Raw genomic sequence first — 16,427 nt, 5'->3', positions numbered from 1 at the left:
AATCTCGTCAACAGCGCGCTTTACAAAGGCCCGAAATGGTCCGCCTGAACCGGACCTAAAAGGCAACCCGCAAAGCGCCCCGCCCGGAGAACTCTATGGCGACCCTCACGTTCAACATGCAAGGCTATGTCTTCCAGGAAGGCATCCGCGTCCTCATTGCAGCGCATGGAACAACCGCCGACGCCCTCCACGAGGAGCTTGAGCGCGCCAAGGAGGATGCGCTCGCCTATCAGGAAGCGGTCGAGCGCGGCGAGACCGCATGGATCGGCGAGCGCGACGAAGACGGACATGTCATCTGGGACCAGGAGCAGGTTCATGACATGGAGATCGAGTCGAAGGTCGAAGGCCAGGCGGCGGTCCGCAAGGCTTTCATCCTCGCGCTCTACCATCATTGGGAGCGCTCCGCCCGCATCTGGACCGGCAGCGACAAGCGCGACCATGACAAGCTGGTCGCGGCGGTCTCGGCAGCCGGCACGACGATCCATCCCAGGCTCGGCGCCGTGCGCGACCTCGCCAATCTGCTGAAGCACGACAATGACAAATGGGGCCACGCGCTGCTGCAGAGCTGGGGCGCCGTCTTCCCGTACGGTTTCACCCAAGGCCCGGGCCGCACCAATTGGTATGACGCCGTGCGGCTCAGCGATGCCCATCTGGTCAAGGCCTTCGATATCGTCGCGGCCTCGGGGCCGAGCGACAACGGTTAGGCTCCGCCGTCGCCGTCGGACGCGGCCGCTAGCACCACAAGCCGGCCCATGGCTTGACATGCTGCCACCACTCGACCGGCGTCAGGACGCGGATCGGCAGGGCCGGCAGGCGATCACGGCGCCGCACGATCGTACTGCGATCGGACGTGCAGAACACGTCGCACTCGAGCCCGATTGCATGCGCCAGAAGTTCCCGGTCGTTGCGGTCCGGCAGCATGTCGAGGAAATCGGACCCGATGATCCGGCGCCCGAGATCCTGCGCAAAATCGGCCGTCTCCCCGCTGCACTCGGCGATCTCGACCGCGTAGTCCATCAACGTCTCGCGCAGCTCGTCGGTCGGCGTCTGCGAGATTTCCTCCAGCGTCTTCGCCGAAGCGACTAGGTCCCAATAGGCGCGGGAGCCGATCTGGAAGACGTGCATCAGCGCTTCGATATCGTGCGCCAGGGTCTGATGGAGGCCATCGGGCAGCGGCTCATGCTCGAAGATGTGCGCCGCATGCTTGACAAGCGCATTGACGACATTGGTATCGAGGAAGATGCGGGCCGGAATGCTCTCATACGGATATTGCGCGCAGTCCCGGCTATGATCCGCCTCGCTCCGGTAGAGCACCCATCGCCCGCTCCTCAGGTCACGCTGCTCAAGTCCCTTCACGCCGCACCTCGATTGCTGTTCCCTGGCCCCGCCGGCTTCACTCTACCGGCGCGATGCTCGCGAGGATCCCGTCTAGCCCGGCAAAACAGCCGCCAAGCGCTTTCTCGAAGTCCGGCCCCATCGCCGGCAGCGCCTCGGCCGGTGGCAGCGCGAGCCGAGCAAGGAGCTTCGCCGATACGCTGAAGCTGCCTGCGACTGCCGAGAAGCGCTCGCTGACGAGCGCGGAATTGAGCAACGCCGCCAACGTGTCGGGGGAGACCAGGGGCTCGGCCATTGTCGGCTCGATCACGATCACATGATTTTCCGCCACATAGCCGTGCTCGGCATGGGCGGCGGCGAAGGCCTCGCTGACCGCGCTCGCGTTCAGGCGGCGCCGCTGATCGCGGTTGGCCGTCCGCTGGACAATGACCGACCGGCCGCGGCTCACATAGCCAAGCCCGCCGGTCGCAGGCGGAAGATACCAGGCCGACAGCGCGGTGCGGGTGCCACCCTGGAATTTGAACACGCCATCGGCACGCACGTCCGATGCCCAGAGCACCGGCAGGCGACCCGGCGCTGGCTCGGCGAACAGCTGTTTGCGCTCGCGCTTGGGCACGACCTTGCCGACCCGAACACGGTAGCCATAGCTCGCGATCACGGCCGCCGGCTGCGACGTCGACAGCGCGAAATGCCCGGCTTTCGAGCGCGGCGCGCTCGCAACCGGCACCAGCCACGCTTCGCCGCCAGGCGATGTCGACGCCGTGCCCAGCGCAATGCGCGTGCCCTCCGCGTCGATCAGTCCGAGCGCATAGCAATCGTTCGGCGGACATGACGGACCGTGCCGCTGGAGAACGAGCAGGCAGACGTCCTGAATGGCATCGATAAAGAGATGTTCGCGCTGCTGGTGCATGTCGATGCGCACGACATTCGCCCGCCCCAGTATCTCCTCGCGCAGCCCCCTAAAATAGGGCCCGGCGATGAAGCTGGTCGGCAGCACGAACGCCAGGCCGCCGCCGGGCTTCAGCCATTCGAGGGCGCGCAGGACGAACAGCGCATAGAGGTTGGTGTGGCCGCCGAGATCGGCTTTGCCCGCGATCGCGCTGATCGCCGCAGCCCCCTTCGCCCATACCTTGCTGTAAGGCGGATTGCCGATGATCAGGTCGAAGCGGCCTTTGACATTTGCTTCCAGCGCGTTGGCCGTTTCGACGACCTTGTTGGTGGCGACGGCGACTTCGAAGTCCTGTTTGAGCGCGTCGGCGAGCAATGTGGCCGAGAGGGATGCCAGCCCGCCATCGAGTTCGATGCCCTTGATCCGCTTGACGGCGCCCGCACAGGCCCGCCCGATCTTGGTGCCGGAAGAGACGGCATGAAGGGTCATCGCCCGTGCCGTCGGCACCAGGAAAGAGCCTCCGCCGCAGGCCGGATCGAGCACGGTCGCACCAGGCCGCTCGAAAAATGGGCGCGCCGCCTCGATCGTGGCGGCGGCCAGCGACGGGGGCGTGAAATAGGCGGACAGTGATTTGCGCCGCGCCGGTTCGATCAGCAGCGCATAGGCGCTCGAAATCGCATAATCTCGCATGTCGTGGGTGAGCAACGCCAGCGCCGCGCGGGCGCGACTCTCCGCGACGATCTCCTCATCGCGGGCGAACGCCAGGCAGATCGACAATGGGTCGCCGCGCGTCAGCAATTTCGCCCGTTCGGCGCGAAGTGCAGTGAGGAACGCCGCCAAGGCTGCTGCCGGCGCGTGTATCGTCTCCAACATGTTCATGCAGCGCTTTCGACCCCCGCGTCCCGGATCGTCGCGCGCTTGTCGTCCAGCAGGTCGGCCATGTACGCACTAACGGGATCCGGCTCTACGCGCGAGCCTTCCTGCGTATCGTTTTCACTGCGGTCGATCATGTCGGCAACCTAGCTCGCGGCCCATTGAAAGGGTAATCGTAAAACACCGTGTCGAATGGCAGCTCACCACTATCAGACCGGCAGAAGCGGACCGTCTCCCATGTCCCCAATGTCGGCCGATTTGACTGCCGCTCCAGGTCAGATGAAGAATGGCGGGTTTTAGGATCGCGCCGAGGCAAGCCAGACGTCCGGGATTGGCGCGCGAAGCCGGCGTGAATGAATGGCCAGGAAGGGCAACTCGCTGCTCCAAACCAGTCAGTCCGGTTTCCACCAAAGGTTTTCGGGCACTTGTGCGAAAATCGACTTTGCTACCAGAGCATCATACTCTTCAGTAGTCTATTCATGGCTGTCGCGCGTTATGATCGGATGGCTCGCTCAAACACAACCGTCCGCGGCATTGATCATATCGGCATGACGGTCCCCGATCTCGCTGAGGCTACCCGCTTTCTCTCAAAAGCGTTCGACGCAGCGGTGATTTACGACACGCACCTGCGCACCGACCCGCCTCAGACGGGGCCGAAAGCCGAAGACATGCTTGGCTTGACCCAGAACGCAAGTGTGCTGGCTATCCGCCTGCTGCGGTTGGCCAACGGCGCCAGCATCGAGCTGTTCGAAGCGGTAAAGCCGAATGCCGCCTCGCCCAGCGGTCTGGGGGATGTCGGTATTCATCATTTCGCGGTCTACTGTGACGACCTTGACGCCGCTTTGGAGCGGGCCGTCGGTGCAGGAGCGACGGCGCTCGCAGGGCCGAACGACCTTCATGGTCCGGAAGCAGGCCCGGGAAACCGCATGAACTATGTGAGGACGCCCTGGGGCACGTTGATCGAGTTGATCTCGTATCCCGCGGGCGTATCAAGTCCGAACGGCACGGATCGCTGGACGCCGGAACAGGGCTGAACAGCGGGGCCAGCTCGTTAAAGCACAGGTTCAGCTTGGCGGGACCGCTGCCGATGGTGCACAATGCCAAGGAACGGTCTGCGGAACTACACCGGTATATTGCCGAGGCGATAGGCTACCGTGCCGTTTGGCGGCGAAGCGCCAACGCGCATCCAAGGCAACCAAGGCCACCTGCCGCAACCACTGATGCCATCGCGCGTGGCGTTCCATCAGCCAGTATCCCGGCAAAAGCAGAGCCGATCATCCCGCTGCCATACTGGACGGCTCCCAGCAACGCCGAGACCGCGCCCGACTGTCCCTTGTAGGATGAGAGTGCGCCGGCAACCGAGTTGGCCACCACGAGGCCGGTAACGGACACGAACAGGAAAAGCGGGATCGCCAGGCCCACAACGCCACCCCAGTCGAGAGCGGCATCAATCGCGACGACGATCCCCGCCAGCGCCGCGACGGATGCGCCGACCAGCAGCATGCGATCAAGGCCAACCCGTGCGACCATGCGCCCGTTGATGAAGTTGGTCGTCATCATGCCGACGATGCCGGTTCCGATCAGCAGGCCGTAGGCGCTCGCGGGCACATGGTGGTAATCAATGTAGGCGAAGGCCGATCCAGCGATGTAGGCGAACGTGCCGGCAAAGAAAAAGCCGCACGTGCCGGCATAGGCGAGCAGTCTCAGGTCCCGGATCAGGAGCCCATAGTCGGCAAAGGCCCGCACGAGCGGCGCCGTGCTGCGGCGGCCGGCTGGCAACGTCTCCGGCATCATGGTGAGCGCCGCCAGCGTCAGCAGGCCAATGCCGACCAGCGTCCAGAAGATCATGCGCCAGCCCGCGAATGCGAGGATCTGTCCGCCAAGGATCGGCCCGACGAGCGGCGCGATTGCCATCACCGTCATCAATGTGGACAGCATGCGTGCCGCCCAGTCACCGCTGTGCAGATCGCGCACCATGGCCCGGGCCAGCACCACGCAGGCGCTCGCGCCAAATGCCTGAACCAGGCGGCAGGCGATGATCGACGCCGCACCCGTGGCCAGGGCGCACCCGCCCGACCCGATCACGAACAGCACGACGCCGATGATGACGGGCAGACGCCGTCCATACCGGTCCCCGATCGGTCCCCAGACGAGCTGCCCCAGGCTGAAGCCGACGAGGAACCCGGAGATAGTGAACTCCATGGCGCCCGTAGCGGCGTGCAGCGTCCGCGCCATCGTTGGTAGTGCCGGCAGGTAGAAGTCGGTGGAGATGGACGCGAACGCCATGAGCAGGGCCAAAATGGCCATGATGCCCCGGCCGGCCGGCCCTTCGGCAACATCGTCCACGCCAGCAGTTGCGTAGCCGCTGCTAGGGGTCTCGGTTGCCGCCGGTGCGATCAGCGACATGCGCTGGCATCGCCGGTCTTAGCGCACAGCCTAATCGGATCGGTCTCGATCAGTTCGAGCGATCGGACCATCATGGCGGTGCCGTTCTTGTATTTCAAGAAGTGCGCCGATCGCAGGTGCGCCTCATAGGCGGCCTGATCGGCATAGACCTCCATCAGCCGGATCGACGTAGGTTTCCCCCGCACCGCGACGGCGTTGAGCATCAGCACGCCGGGCTCGACCCGAACCGAGGTCTCGACCTCCTCCGAGAGGAACGCCCGGTAGCTGTCGAGATGTGCCGGATCGATCTCGAGTTCGGCGATCCGGACGATCGGATTAGATTGGGCCTGCGCCATGACGCTTGCTCCTGACAAGGGGACGAGAATGGCCGCGAAGGCGATCAAGCGGGCGACATGAGAGGCGCTATGCATCGGGCGTGACCGCGTAACGCAGCGCGAGTGCGCCGTGGTCGAGGCGGTCGCAAGCCAGCAGCGACAGCCGGACCTTGCCATTCAGGCCGTCCGGCCCTGCCTCGACGATCGCCGGGCTCGGTGAGCCGTCGAGCGCGGGCGCGAGCACCACGCGCAGTTCGTCGACCAAGCCGGCGGCTAGGAATGATCCGTTCACATGACCGCCGCCCTCCAGCAGCAAGGTGGCGATGCCGAGTTCGTCGGCCAGCGTGGCGAGCAGCGGCGCAAGCGCCATCCCTTCGTCCTGCGCGACCAGATAGGAGACGCCGTCGCCCGCCAGTTCCGCCAGATGGCTTTCGGGTACGTCGTGACCCAGCAGCACGACGACATGATCGCCGCCGACGTCCGGCTTGGCGAAGTGCAGCTTGCCCGACCGGTCGAGCGCGATCGCGAACGGGCCTTCGCGCGTCGCGAAGTGGAACGGGCGCGGCGGCGTGCCCGGATTGGCAGGGGGATGCGGCTCGCCCTTGGCCATCTCGGCCATCGTCGTACGGCCGACGATCCAACCGTCGCCGTTTATTTCACCATGGAGCGCCTCATAGGCGGCGCTCCAATCGCGCGTCGTGCCGTCGGGGCTTGCTGTCCAACGGCTCGGATGGAGGCGACCATCAAGCGAGGACGTCATCAGGCAGATGATCCGGGGGCGGCTGGTCGACATGGTTCTTCCTGGTGGTGGTGATCGAAGCGTCGGCCCGCCTCATCAAGAGCGCGTGTCTGTCAGCGCGTGTCGGGATCGGGGCCGCCGCGCCTGTTCTGGTCGAGCGCGTCGATCGCCGCGATGTCCTCGATGGCGAGCGCGAAGTCGATCACGTCGATGTTCTCGGCGATCCGCGCCGCCTGCACCGACTTGGGTATCACGGAGACGCCGCGATCCAGATGCCAGCGCAGGATGATCTGCGCCGGGGTCTTCCCATGGTGTTCGGCCAACGCGACGATCACCGGATCGGTCAGGGGATCGTTTCCGCTCTCCCAATAGCGGTTCACGCCGCCGATCGGTGACCAGGCCTGAGTGACGATGTTGAGCCGGTCGTTGGCCGCCCGCAAATCATTCTGGATGAAAAAGGGGTGCAACTCGACCTGATTGACCGCCGGGACGATCTCGGTTCGCGCCAGAAGCGCGTCGAGATGCGCAGGCGTGAAGTTGCAGACGCCGATCGCACGCACGCGGCCTTCCGCCAGCAGCCGCTCCGCTGCCTTCCAGGACGCGACCGTCTCCTCGAACCGCTTCGGCATCGGCCAGTGCAGGAGATAGAGGTCGAGCACGTCGAGGCCGAGCGCTTGCATGCTCGCGTCGAACGCCGTCAACGCCCGGTCGTAGCCATAGTCGTCGGGCTTGAGCTTGGTGGTGACAAAGATTTTGCACCGATCGACGCCACCGGCACGGACGCCGTCGCCGACCTGCGCCTCGTTACCGTAGGCGGCTGCCGTGTCGATCAGACGATAACCGTTCGCCAGCGCCGTGCGGACCGCGTCGATCGTCTCCCCCACACCACTTTGGAAGACGCCGAGGCCGAGTGCCGGCATGGCGACGCCGTTGTTTAAGGTAAGCATGGGTGCGGTCGGCATGCGTAAGGCTCCGAGGCTTTGTCGGGGACAGCCCCTGCTTAGAGGCCGGCTTCCTCGAAGACCTTCTTGACGATGGGCAACGCCGTCATCGTGGGCGGCCAACCGGCATAGAAGGCGATCTGCGTGATCGCCTCGACGATTTCGGTCTTCTTCAGGCCGTTCTCGAGCCCCTTCTTGACGTGGAAGGCGAGCTCGTTGTGACGGTAGCCCGCGACCAGGCAGGTGATCGTCGTCAGGCTGCGGTCGCGCGGGGACAGCGCGGGGTTCTCCCAGACGTCGCCGAACAGCACCTTGTCGGTGATCTCGGCGAGGTGCGGCGCGATGTCGCCGAACGATTTGCGGGCGTTGGTCGGTTCGGTGGGCATGATCGTCTTTCCTGGTACGGCCGACCACGGCACCGCGGCGGCGAGCGCCCCGGTGACCGCAGTGCGGCGAGTGATGTCGAGATCCACGAGGCTCAGTGGGCGGTGAAGCCGCCGTCCACCGGCAGCGCCACGCCGACGATGAAGCTCGCGCCCGGGCTGCATAGCCACAGCACCGTCTGCGCCATTTCCTCGGCCGTGCCGAGCCGGCCGATCGGCTGCTGCTTCAGGAACTCGTCCATCGCCGCCTTCTGCGTCTTGAGCATGTCGGCCACCATTGGCGTCTCGATGACACCCGGGCAGATCGCGTTGATACGCACGCCTCGGGGCGCGTATTCGAGCGCGGCGCTCTTGGTCAGCCCGATGACGCCGTGCTTGGAGGCATGATAGGCGACCCGCTCCGGCAGCCCCACCAGCCCGCCCAGCGACGAGCAATTGACGATCGCGCCGGAGCCCTGCTTCCGCATCTGCTTCAGCTCATGCTTCATGCAGGCCCAGATGCCGCGCAGGTTCACGCTGTGCACCTTGTCGAACTCCTCGGCGGTCTCGTCGGCGGCGTCGGACGGGGGCGCCTGGATACCGGCATTGTTGTAGGCGAAATCGAGCCGGCCGAACTCGGAGACGGCACGCTCGACCAGCGCTGCCGCCTGCGCCTCGTCGGAAACGTCGCAGGTCATGCCGATCGCCTTGTACCCCGCCGCGGTGAGCTTGGCCGCGGCCTCCTGAATCGCGGACTCGTCGAGGTCGCCCATGACGACCGCAGCCCCGCTCTTGGCGAAGGCTTCGGCGGTGGCGTAGCCCATGCCGCCTTTGGCGCCGGTGACGACGGCGACCTTGCCGGTAAAATCGTAGGTGGGGTTCATCGCATGTCTCCGGATGATGTCAGTTGGCGAGCGTGGCGTTGTCGATGACAAACCGGTACCGGACGTCGCTGCGCTGCATGCGATCGTAGGCCTGCTCGATCTGCTGGATCGCGATGGTCTCGATGTCGGCGACGATCCCGTGCGCGGCACAGAAGTCGAGCATCTCCTGCGTTTCCTTGATGCCGCCGATCAGCGTGCCGGCGATCGCACGGCGACCCCCAATCAACTGTCCGACGCTGGGTGACGGATGCGGATGCTCGGGCACGCCGATCAGGACCAGCGTACCGTCGATGGCAAGGAGCGCGGTGTAGGCGTCGAGGTCGTGGCTCGCCGCGACCGTGTCGATGATGAGGTCGAAGCTGTCGGCGTGCGCGGCCATCTCGTCGGCGTTGCGGGACACAACGACGTCGTCCGCGCCCAGCGCCCGGGCGTCGTCGCGTTTGCCGTCCGACGTCGTGAAGGCGACGACGTGCGCGCCGAGGGCATGGGCCAGCTTGATCGCCATGTGCCCGAGCCCGCCGATCCCGACGACGCCTACCTTCTTGCCCGGCCCCGCTCCCCAATGCTTCAGCGGCGACCAGGTCGTGATCCCCGCACACAGCAATGGTGCCACCGCGGCAAGCTGGTCCTCGGGATGGGTGACCCTCAGTACCATCGCCTCGTCGACCACGATCGACTGCGAATAGCCGCCGAGCGTGTGACCGGGCGCGTCGGCGATGGGCGAGTTATAGGTGAAGGTCGTGCCGTTACGGCAGAATTGCTCCAAATCCCGCTCGCATGCGGAACAATGGTGGCAGCTGTCGACCATGCAGCCGACGCCGACCGCCTGCCCGACCGCAAAGCCGGTGACCTCGTCGCCGACGGCGGTGACATGGCCGACGATCTCGTGACCGGGCACGCACGGGTAGAGCGTACCGCCCCATTCGCTGCGGACCTGATGCAGGTCGGAATGGCAGACGCCGCAATGGCTGATGGCGATCTGCACGTCCCTGGGACCGGGCGTCCGACGCTCGATCTCCATCGCCTGGAGCGGCTTGTCGCCTGCGGTGGCACCATAGGCTTTGATGGCCATCTCGGCTTCCTTTCACCTTAAGCGGCCCGGTGTCATGGAGCTGCTTTTCAAGAAGGCAGATAGGAGGCATTGCGGCCGAGCATTAGCCGCCGGCGGGTTCATGCGGTCGTGAGGTTTTCTCAACACCGTCGGTGTTTCCGACGCGCGGGCGCATGGCCGGCGGTAACTATGTTACTGTCAGACAACGGCGGCCATCACTTTTCCCGGCGACAATGATGTGAGCCGACGGTGGCCGCCAAGTCTATCTGGCCAGTCTTTCGCATCTCGGTAAGCTAGACTTCGACACTTCGTGCCTTGGGGCTGCGAAGAAGGGTAACCTTACGCATACTAGCGACGTCCAGCGGATTCGAGGATAAGCGCGGCGATCTCGCTAGGATGGGAGATCATCGAGAGGTGGCTGGCTTTCAGCTCGATCGTTCTGGCGCCCATGCGTTTGGCCATGAAGCGCTCCAGGTCCGGATCGATTGTCCGGTCGTCGGCGGAGACGGCGTAGAAGCTCGGCTTGGCGCGCCAGGCCGCCTGCGTCGTGCGGCCCGTCATGAGGGCTTTGTGGAAGGGTTGCTGGACGGCGTACAAGGCCCGGGCCTTGGCCGGCGGCAGATCACCGGCGAAGTCGCGCAGAAACGCTTCTTCGCTAAGGCGCCCCTGATCCCCGTCGAAGACGATCCCGGTCGAAGCAGGCGGCGTGGCGAACCGCTTGGCCAGCGCGGCATAATCCTCGCCCAGATCTGGCGCACGCGCCGCGACATAGACGAGGGCCGAAACGCCTGGAGCGACGCCGACCTCGGAGACGATCATGCCGCCGAAGGAATGCCCGGCGAGCACGGTCGGGCCGACCTGTCGCGCGATCACCCGGCGGGTCTCGGCGACGGCATCGTTCAGCGTCGTAAGCGGGTTCTGTACCGAAGTGACGTTCAGCCCTGCCGCCTGGAGACGGGGGATCACCTCCGACCAGCTCGATCCGTCGGCGAACAGGCCGTGGACGAGCACAACGTTCTGGGCCGGCGCGGGCGCCGCCACGCGCGCGATCGCGGGCACGAGCACGCTCGCCGCGCCAAGCGCCGCCAGCGAGGCGAACGCTCGCCGGTCTACTTCGAGTCTGAGGGTCATCGCGCGTTTCTCCGGTGATCGTTCCTGTCTCTCAAGCCATCGGACACGCGAGCGCGGCGGATATTCCCCGGCCCCAAGAAAAAAAGACCGGCCGTCAGCTCTCGTTCGACACACTCGCCCGCACGACATCGGCTATGGCGTGGAGATCATGTCCGGGCTGGTCGGACACGACGCTGAAGCCGACGCCGCGCCGCGACCAAGCATAGCCCGTCACGCCATCGACCGGCACCGATCGCATGGCGGCATCGGTGTCGATCCCGACCATCAGGCGGACCATCACACCGATCCGCTGGCCGCCGCGGCCATATTCGAATAGCGCCGCCGAGCCCTGTCGGGTCGGAACGAGGCGTCCGCCGAGAAGCGTATAGCCTGCGGCGCTCAGATCCGGCGCCAGAACCGCACGGCCCGGTCGACCGGCATCGAGCCCGACGCGCAGCACCGGGCGGCCGTTCTCACGCGCGATCGGTTGCGGATCGGACGCAAACACCCGCTGGGCCACCGCCGCCTGCTGCCCGAGCGAGGCCAAGCCATGCGGCTCGGGGGCCCCCCGCCCGATCCAGCCCGCCCCCGTGCCGAGCACGAAGGCGACCGCGATGCCGGCAGCGATGCCTCCGCCGGGCCACCGATGCCGGTGCCGGTCCGGGATCAACCGATACGGCAGAAGGTTCGAGGGAACCGGCTCGGCGGCCCTGGTGGCCAAGGCGTGGCGCAGGGCGGCGCTATCCGCCTGCCATTCGCCGACCCGGGCGGCGACGTCGGGATGCGCGTCGAGATAGCGTTCGACCTGAGCATGCCTGTCGGCATCCAGCAGGCCGTCGACGTACCCGTGAAGATCGTCCTCGCCGATGGCGCGATCGGTGTTGGTCATGGCTTGCCCCGCACATCGGCCTCGGCCCGGTGCGGACCCGTCTCGCGAAGCCTATCGCGTGCCCGGCTCAGCCGCGACATGACGGTGCCGAGCGGAATGTCCAAGGCCGCAGCGACGCTCTTATAGTCGAGCCCTTCCACCGCCACTAGAAGCAGCACTGCGCGCTGGTTTTCCGGCAGACGGTCGAGCCGACGCAGGACGTCGCGCAACTCCACGGCATCCTCCTGATCCCCCGCGACGGCGACGTCCGCCGCGGCCCGATCGACCAGCACGGCATCCCGCACGCGCCGGTGGCGCCATTGGTTGACGAACAGATTGTGCATGATCGAGAACAACCATGGCCGCAGGTCTCCCGCGCCGCGCCGCGTGTCGATGCCGTCGATCGCGCGGAGCAGGCTTCCCTGCACAAGATCGTCGGCGTCGTCGCGGCCGCGCAACAGGGCGAAGGCGTACCGGCGAAGCGCCGGGATATGCCTTTCCAGGGCAGAAAGACGCTCCATCCGAATGCTCGTACGGTTTCGGCTCGACCCCGCCTAGCCTGCCGCAGCGATCTGGCCACGATCCGGAGAACCGGGCTCGATCGGCCATCCCGAGCGGGGACACTCGGCTTACCACCCGCCGATCGTCCTCGGTTCCGCAGGGACAACCTAGCTCACGATTGGATCAGCGATGGCCTCGGCGACGCCGAGTTCGGCTTGGCGCGTGAGATTGGCGGCGACGGCCTGACTGTCCTCATGCGCGTCGATGTCGACCACCTTGCCCCAGCGCATCCGCACGATGTGGACCCCGCGGTTCCGATAGGGCGAGCCGTCCGGCAGCTCGTCGGTGGCTGACCAGCGGACGATGACCGTCGTGTCGTTCGGCAGGCCCTTGACCCACACGTCCTCGACCGTGAGCGTCAGATGGCGGCCCAGCCGGCCGAGACGGCCGAACCAGCGGCCCAGCGCGTCCCTGTCGTGCCGCTCACCGCCGAGTGCGTGGGCGCCACCGAAGCGGTGATGGATACCGGGCGTGCAATCGCCCAGCAGCGCGTCGAAGTCCTTGTCGTTGACGTGCAGGAAGTTCTTGCGCGCGATCCGCTTGACCATGACGTGATACAAGACCGGCCTCCGTTGTTGACGCCGTCAATATAGCCGTACCATTGACGCCGTCAACATCGCTCGGCAGGAAAGTCGCATGGCCTATCATCACAAGGACGCCCGCGCGGCGCTGCTCGCTGCTGCAGCGGCGATGCTGGAACGGGAGGGCGCGGCGGGGCTGTCGTTGCGCGGTGTGGCGGAAGCCGCGGGGCTTTCGCGCCAGGCGCCCTACAACCACTTCGCCAACAAGGAAGCGATGCTCGCCGAGCTGGTCGGCGACGGCTTCGCCGAGCTGTCGCGCTGCATGGATGCGCCGGCCGAGGCCGCACCGTTCTCCCGGCTGGTCGCGGCAGCGGATGCCTACATCGCGTTCGGCACCGAGCGACCGGCGCTGTTCCGGCTGATGTTCGCGCGCGAGCTGGTCGACGTGCGTCGGCATCCGGGCGTCCAGGCCAAGGCGGATGCAGCGTTGGCCGCCCTTTCAGCCATCGTCGGCCAGGTCGTGGCGGCCGATGCGGTCGGCGACGCGACGCTCGTCGCCTGGAGCCTCGTTCACGGCTATACGGAATTGTGCATCGAGGCCGGTATCGACGATCCTGCCGCGCGTCCCGGGAGAGCTCACCTGTTCGCACGCGCGGTCACCGGCTTGGCGAAGTGAAGCAACGATGTCTTTCGGTAGGGCTGGTCGATCGCCACCATGCCTTGAGCTTAGATCCCGAGCGGATGGAGTTCGCGGATGAGATCGGTGAGCAGCCGCAATCCGGCCGGGAGCTGGCGGCGGCTGGAATAGTAGATGTGGAAGCCTGGGCCGGGCGAGCCGGACCAGTCCTCCAGCACGTAGCGGGCCTGTCCCGCCGCGACCAGCGGAGCGACCAGCGGTTCGGGCGCGTACATCAGTCCGACGCCTGCCAGCAGCAGGCTGACCATGATGCGGCTGTCGTCGAGCAACAGGGGACCGGGCACGTCGACGACGATCTCTTCCCCGTCCTTGTCGAACTCCCAGCGATAGACGGTGTCGTCGCCGATCCGGAAGCGCAGGCAACGATGCCGTTGCAGGTCGTCGGGATGCTTCGGCTCGCCGAACCGATCGAAATAGGCCGGTGCTCCGGTGACGACCCAGCGAAAGTCCGCGGAGAGCCGTTGTGCGATCATGTCCTCCGGTACTGTCCCGCCATAGCGAATGCCCGCATCGAACCCGCCATCGATGACGTCGATCAGATGGTTGTTCACCGCGACATCCACCTCGATGTCGGGATAGCGTTCAACGAACGTCGGCAGGACCGGCGCAAGCAGCAGCGTGGACGCATCGCTTGGCACGCTGAGCCTGATGCGACCCGTGGGGGCGTCCCGAAAACGGTTCAGCCGCTCCACCGCATCGCCGATCTGGTCGAACGGGCTGCTGATGGAAGCTTGCAACTCCTCGCCGGCGGCGGTCAGCGTCACGCTGCGATTGGTGCGGTTGAGCAGACGCACGCCCAGCCGCGTCTCCAGGCCCTTGAGCGCGTGGCTAAGTGCCGACGCGCTCACGCCCAATTCGAGACCCGCACGGCGAAAGTTGCGATGCTTCGCGATTGCGATAAAGTAGTAGAAATCCGCGAGATCGGACCGGCTCAATTGCATGGTCGCGATCCTGCGCGGTTCAGCCTCCATTGGCAACGCAAACCCCGTCGTTCGGATCAGCGAGGTGCGGCGGGTGCCTGATGGTATTGACCGTCCGTAACTGGCTCCAGCCAATCAACGTTGCGACCGTCCACCGTCTCGGTAGCGGAGAGCTGGACCATGCCGCCGTCGGGCGCCGCACCATGCCAATGCTTCACGCCCGGCGGCGTGTAGACGGTGTCGCCCGCACAGATGCGCATGACGGGACCGCCCTCCTGCTGGGTCAGGCCGCAGCCCTTGAGAACGTAGAGCGTCTGTCCGGCAGGATGCGTATGCCACCGGCTTCGTGCCCCCGCCGCGAACGTTACCTGGCCAAATGCCGCGCGGCCGGGAGCCACCGGATTGGCCAAGGCTGTCACCGTAGCCCGGCCGGTGAAGCTCGTCGCCGGACCCGGCTTGGCCGTCATCGAACCAGCACGGGTGACCACCTGCTGGTTCGAGGCGGAGGTGTCCTGAGCCGCGACGATGGTAGACGACAGGATCACGAGGGAAGCTGCCAGGATGGGTGTCTTCATGATGGCGCCCTTCAACGCTGATACTGGTCGTCGGTGACCGGCTCGAGCCAGTCGACGTTCTTTCCGTCGACCATCTCGGGGACATCGCAGAATGTCTTTCCGAACGTACGCTAAGGGAGATTGCCGATCCCGAGATCCGCAGGCCTGGAACCATTCGCAAGCGCTGTCGATCGCGCGCTAGAAGACCTTTCGCATCGAAAGGGCGATCACTCGCCCTAAAGGATCGCTCAGGATGCCATAGGCTCTGCTGCCAGTATCCCCCATGCCTGCGAAGCGGGGACGTGCATTGAATAGATTGTCGACAGAGATTTTCAGGCGAAAGCGACTGGGGTTTGAAGCGTCATCGCTGCGCCCGAAATCATAGAAAAAATCCGTGTTGAACAGCGCTAGGGCGGCGATGCGGGATGCTTGGGTGTCGTCTACTCCTTGACCGCCTTTATACCCGCTCTTCCAGGTTCCCACGGCATTCGCGCCGAATTGCCTGCCACTTACCGTCGCCTGCAGAACGATGCGGTGACGAGACGGGGTGGCGGCGGACAGGTTCAAAGGATTGCTGATGACGTCCACGACCGGACCGTCACGTGTCAGCCGAATGCGATCGTCGAGGACGACGGTGTGATTTATCCCGATGTCCCAGTTGAGCCCTCTCGCATCGTTCGAACCTGCCGCCGTTGATCGGGCGCGGATCATCCCGAAGGTATGCAAATTCCAAGAAACCGTTCTCGAAACCTCGCTGACACCAGAGAACGGCCGGCTATCATACGAGGTGAGCACACCATCAGGTGTCCGCACAAACAGCTGTGGCAGCAACCGTTCAACCGATGCGGAAGGCGATGAAAAGCTGAGTGTCGGGCGTCCGATCCGCGCCGCTGAATACGATGCTGAGAACGCAAAGCGCCGCCATGATCCGTTTGCTCTCACGGTGTCAGTCGATGCGGTGGACTGCTGCAAAAGAGGACTCCCGCCGCTTACAATGGTGACCGGCACGGTCTTTCCCGATCTATCGTCATAAAGAGCGACATCGCGATTGTAGATGATCGGCGAGTACAAACTCGCAGCCGCTGGCAACGAAGGCTGGGACGAGTGCAGTACAGACAGGGTGATAGCAGGGATAGGCCTCCAGTCCACGCCGTAGCTGTACGAGAGAGTTTTTCCTATTCCAGCCGCATAGAAATAGTCACTGCCGACGATGGCGGTAAGATTGCCTAAAAAGCTACCTGACTTCGTGATGGGAAGCCGCGAGTTCTGGGTTGCCGTATACGATGAGTATGCGATCTGGCTGGGCTGAAAAAACGACGGGCTCATCTGCGTCCAACTCTTCGTAGCGCCAAAGCCGAGGGCAAGATTTATCACGCCGGCAGGAAGGGTTGCAATATTGCCG

At 65.2% G+C, this 16,427-nt stretch carries 20 protein-coding genes; 3 read left to right on the top strand and 17 right to left on the bottom strand.

Translation table 11 applies throughout. The annotated features are described in order from the left end of the window. Nucleotides 1-95 precede the first annotated feature (95 nt). Nucleotides 96-704: a hypothetical protein gene (locus AC07U4_RS24020; RefSeq protein WP_495197459.1), complete on the top strand. Its 609-nt coding sequence runs from the start codon at nt 96-98 to the stop codon at nt 702-704. 28 nt (nt 705-732) lie between these two features. Here AC07U4_RS24020 and AC07U4_RS24015 read toward each other — a convergent pair whose 3' ends face one another. From AC07U4_RS24015 to AC07U4_RS24005, 3 genes are all read right to left on the bottom strand, one after another. Continuing rightward, on the bottom strand, nt 733-1,314 hold the full coding sequence (locus AC07U4_RS24015) for a hypothetical protein (RefSeq protein WP_495197458.1): 582 nt from the start codon (nt 1,312-1,314) through the stop codon (nt 733-735). A gap of 79 nt (nt 1,315-1,393) precedes the next feature. Continuing rightward, entirely contained in the window at nt 1,394-3,103 is a 1,710-nt protein-coding gene (locus AC07U4_RS24010) for an HsdM family class I SAM-dependent methyltransferase (RefSeq protein ID WP_495197457.1), read from the bottom strand. Further along, nucleotides 3,100-3,234 (bottom strand): hypothetical protein, encoded by a 135-nt coding sequence (locus AC07U4_RS24005; protein ID WP_495197456.1) that lies wholly within the window; start codon nt 3,232-3,234, stop codon nt 3,100-3,102. The genes AC07U4_RS24010 and AC07U4_RS24005 overlap by 4 nt, the downstream gene beginning before the upstream one ends. 342 nt (nt 3,235-3,576) lie before the next feature. Here AC07U4_RS24005 and AC07U4_RS24000 point away from each other — a divergent pair, with 342 nt between their 5' ends. Then, the gene (locus tag AC07U4_RS24000) at nt 3,577-4,131 is read left to right on the top strand and encodes a VOC family protein (protein ID WP_495197455.1); all 555 of its coding nucleotides are present in this window, start codon (nt 3,577-3,579) and stop codon (nt 4,129-4,131) included. A gap of 115 nt (nt 4,132-4,246) precedes the next feature. Here the strand turns inward: AC07U4_RS24000 and AC07U4_RS23995 are convergent, their stop codons facing one another. From AC07U4_RS23995 to AC07U4_RS23945, 11 genes are all read right to left on the bottom strand, one after another. After that, the gene (locus AC07U4_RS23995) at nt 4,247-5,503 is read right to left on the bottom strand and encodes a multidrug effflux MFS transporter (RefSeq protein WP_495197454.1); all 1,257 of its coding nucleotides are present in this window, start codon (nt 5,501-5,503) and stop codon (nt 4,247-4,249) included. Then, complete coding sequence (locus tag AC07U4_RS23990) at nt 5,494-5,838, bottom strand: putative quinol monooxygenase (protein ID WP_495197453.1); 345 nt, start codon at nt 5,836-5,838, stop codon at nt 5,494-5,496. The genes AC07U4_RS23995 and AC07U4_RS23990 overlap by 10 nt, the downstream gene beginning before the upstream one ends. Nucleotides 5,839-5,905: 67 nt before the next feature. Then, a complete protein-coding gene (locus AC07U4_RS23985; protein ID WP_495197452.1) occupies nt 5,906-6,610 on the bottom strand; it encodes a RibD family protein in 705 nt (234 codons plus the stop codon). A gap of 59 nt (nt 6,611-6,669) precedes the next feature. Further along, complete coding sequence (locus tag AC07U4_RS23980; protein ID WP_495197451.1) at nt 6,670-7,518, bottom strand: aldo/keto reductase; 849 nt, start codon at nt 7,516-7,518, stop codon at nt 6,670-6,672. A gap of 38 nt (nt 7,519-7,556) precedes the next feature. Next, complete coding sequence (locus tag AC07U4_RS23975; protein WP_495197450.1) at nt 7,557-7,970, bottom strand: carboxymuconolactone decarboxylase family protein; 414 nt, start codon at nt 7,968-7,970, stop codon at nt 7,557-7,559. A gap of 5 nt (nt 7,971-7,975) precedes the next feature. After that, complete coding sequence (locus tag AC07U4_RS23970; RefSeq protein ID WP_495197449.1) at nt 7,976-8,743, bottom strand: SDR family NAD(P)-dependent oxidoreductase; 768 nt, start codon at nt 8,741-8,743, stop codon at nt 7,976-7,978. 19 nt (nt 8,744-8,762) lie between these two features. Further along, nucleotides 8,763-9,815 carry an NAD(P)-dependent alcohol dehydrogenase gene (locus AC07U4_RS23965; protein ID WP_495197448.1) on the bottom strand — a complete coding sequence of 351 codons (1,053 nt, stop codon included), beginning with the start codon at nt 9,813-9,815 and terminating at the stop codon, nt 8,763-8,765. Nucleotides 9,816-10,142: 327 nt separating this feature from the next. Next, nucleotides 10,143-10,859: an alpha/beta fold hydrolase gene (locus tag AC07U4_RS23960; RefSeq protein ID WP_495197447.1), complete on the bottom strand. Its 717-nt coding sequence runs from the start codon at nt 10,857-10,859 to the stop codon at nt 10,143-10,145. A gap of 160 nt (nt 10,860-11,019) precedes the next feature. Further along, nucleotides 11,020-11,793, bottom strand: coding sequence for an anti-sigma factor family protein (locus AC07U4_RS23955; RefSeq protein WP_495197446.1), 774 nt, complete (start codon nt 11,791-11,793; stop codon nt 11,020-11,022). After that, entirely contained in the window at nt 11,790-12,293 is a 504-nt protein-coding gene (locus AC07U4_RS23950; RefSeq protein WP_495197445.1) for an RNA polymerase sigma factor, read from the bottom strand. Before AC07U4_RS23950 ends, AC07U4_RS23955 begins: the two co-directional genes overlap by 4 nt. Before the next feature lie 147 nt (nt 12,294-12,440). Further along, the gene (locus AC07U4_RS23945) at nt 12,441-12,881 is read right to left on the bottom strand and encodes a nuclear transport factor 2 family protein (RefSeq protein ID WP_495197444.1); all 441 of its coding nucleotides are present in this window, start codon (nt 12,879-12,881) and stop codon (nt 12,441-12,443) included. Between the two features lie 88 nt (nt 12,882-12,969). On the opposite strand from AC07U4_RS23945, the gene AC07U4_RS23940 reads away from it, so the two are divergent. Continuing rightward, complete coding sequence (locus AC07U4_RS23940; protein ID WP_495197443.1) at nt 12,970-13,530, top strand: TetR/AcrR family transcriptional regulator; 561 nt, start codon at nt 12,970-12,972, stop codon at nt 13,528-13,530. Nucleotides 13,531-13,580: 50 nt separating this feature from the next. On the opposite strand, the gene AC07U4_RS23935 is transcribed toward AC07U4_RS23940, so the two are convergent. From AC07U4_RS23935 to AC07U4_RS23925, 3 genes are all read right to left on the bottom strand, one after another. Further along, complete coding sequence (locus tag AC07U4_RS23935; protein ID WP_495197442.1) at nt 13,581-14,606, bottom strand: LysR family transcriptional regulator; 1,026 nt, start codon at nt 14,604-14,606, stop codon at nt 13,581-13,583. Then, nucleotides 14,549-15,046 (bottom strand): (R)-mandelonitrile lyase, encoded by a 498-nt coding sequence (locus tag AC07U4_RS23930; RefSeq protein ID WP_495197441.1) that lies wholly within the window; start codon nt 15,044-15,046, stop codon nt 14,549-14,551. Before AC07U4_RS23930 ends, AC07U4_RS23935 begins: the two co-directional genes overlap by 58 nt. Nucleotides 15,047-15,223: 177 nt before the next feature. Then, nucleotides 15,224-16,427 (bottom strand): hypothetical protein (locus AC07U4_RS23925; protein WP_495197440.1); only part of this gene is annotated, 1,204 nt, incomplete at its 5' end.

It is taken from the genome of Sphingomonas sp. GW821-FHT02B09, from assembly GCF_059421875.1.
The sequence above is the reverse complement of the archived record's forward strand: the minus strand, read 5'-3'. Positions and strand labels throughout refer to the sequence as shown.

What these genes read in the sequence shown, in the direction of transcription:
- AC07U4_RS24020 (WP_495197459.1), top strand. Translation starts at nt 96, where the DNA reads ATGGCGACCCTCACGTTCAACATGCAAGGCTATGTCTTCCAGGAAGGC.
- AC07U4_RS24010 (WP_495197457.1), bottom strand. Translation starts at nt 3,103, where the DNA reads ATGAACATGTTGGAGACGATACACGCGCCGGCAGCAGCCTTGGCGGCG.
- AC07U4_RS24005 (WP_495197456.1), bottom strand. Translation starts at nt 3,234, where the DNA reads ATGATCGACCGCAGTGAAAACGATACGCAGGAAGGCTCGCGCGTAGAG.
- AC07U4_RS24000 (WP_495197455.1), top strand. Translation starts at nt 3,577, where the DNA reads ATGGCTGTCGCGCGTTATGATCGGATGGCTCGCTCAAACACAACCGTC.
- AC07U4_RS23995 (WP_495197454.1), bottom strand. Translation starts at nt 5,503, where the DNA reads ATGTCGCTGATCGCACCGGCGGCAACCGAGACCCCTAGCAGCGGCTAC.
- AC07U4_RS23990 (WP_495197453.1), bottom strand. Translation starts at nt 5,838, where the DNA reads ATGGCGCAGGCCCAATCTAATCCGATCGTCCGGATCGCCGAACTCGAG.
- AC07U4_RS23985 (WP_495197452.1), bottom strand. Translation starts at nt 6,610, where the DNA reads ATGTCGACCAGCCGCCCCCGGATCATCTGCCTGATGACGTCCTCGCTT.
- AC07U4_RS23980 (WP_495197451.1), bottom strand. Translation starts at nt 7,518, where the DNA reads ATGCCGACCGCACCCATGCTTACCTTAAACAACGGCGTCGCCATGCCG.
- AC07U4_RS23970 (WP_495197449.1), bottom strand. Translation starts at nt 8,743, where the DNA reads ATGAACCCCACCTACGATTTTACCGGCAAGGTCGCCGTCGTCACCGGC.
- AC07U4_RS23965 (WP_495197448.1), bottom strand. Translation starts at nt 9,815, where the DNA reads ATGGCCATCAAAGCCTATGGTGCCACCGCAGGCGACAAGCCGCTCCAG.
- AC07U4_RS23955 (WP_495197446.1), bottom strand. Translation starts at nt 11,793, where the DNA reads ATGACCAACACCGATCGCGCCATCGGCGAGGACGATCTTCACGGGTAC.
- AC07U4_RS23950 (WP_495197445.1), bottom strand. Translation starts at nt 12,293, where the DNA reads ATGGAGCGTCTTTCTGCCCTGGAAAGGCATATCCCGGCGCTTCGCCGG.
- AC07U4_RS23945 (WP_495197444.1), bottom strand. Translation starts at nt 12,881, where the DNA reads ATGGTCAAGCGGATCGCGCGCAAGAACTTCCTGCACGTCAACGACAAG.
- AC07U4_RS23940 (WP_495197443.1), top strand. Translation starts at nt 12,970, where the DNA reads ATGGCCTATCATCACAAGGACGCCCGCGCGGCGCTGCTCGCTGCTGCA.
- AC07U4_RS23930 (WP_495197441.1), bottom strand. Translation starts at nt 15,046, where the DNA reads ATGAAGACACCCATCCTGGCAGCTTCCCTCGTGATCCTGTCGTCTACC.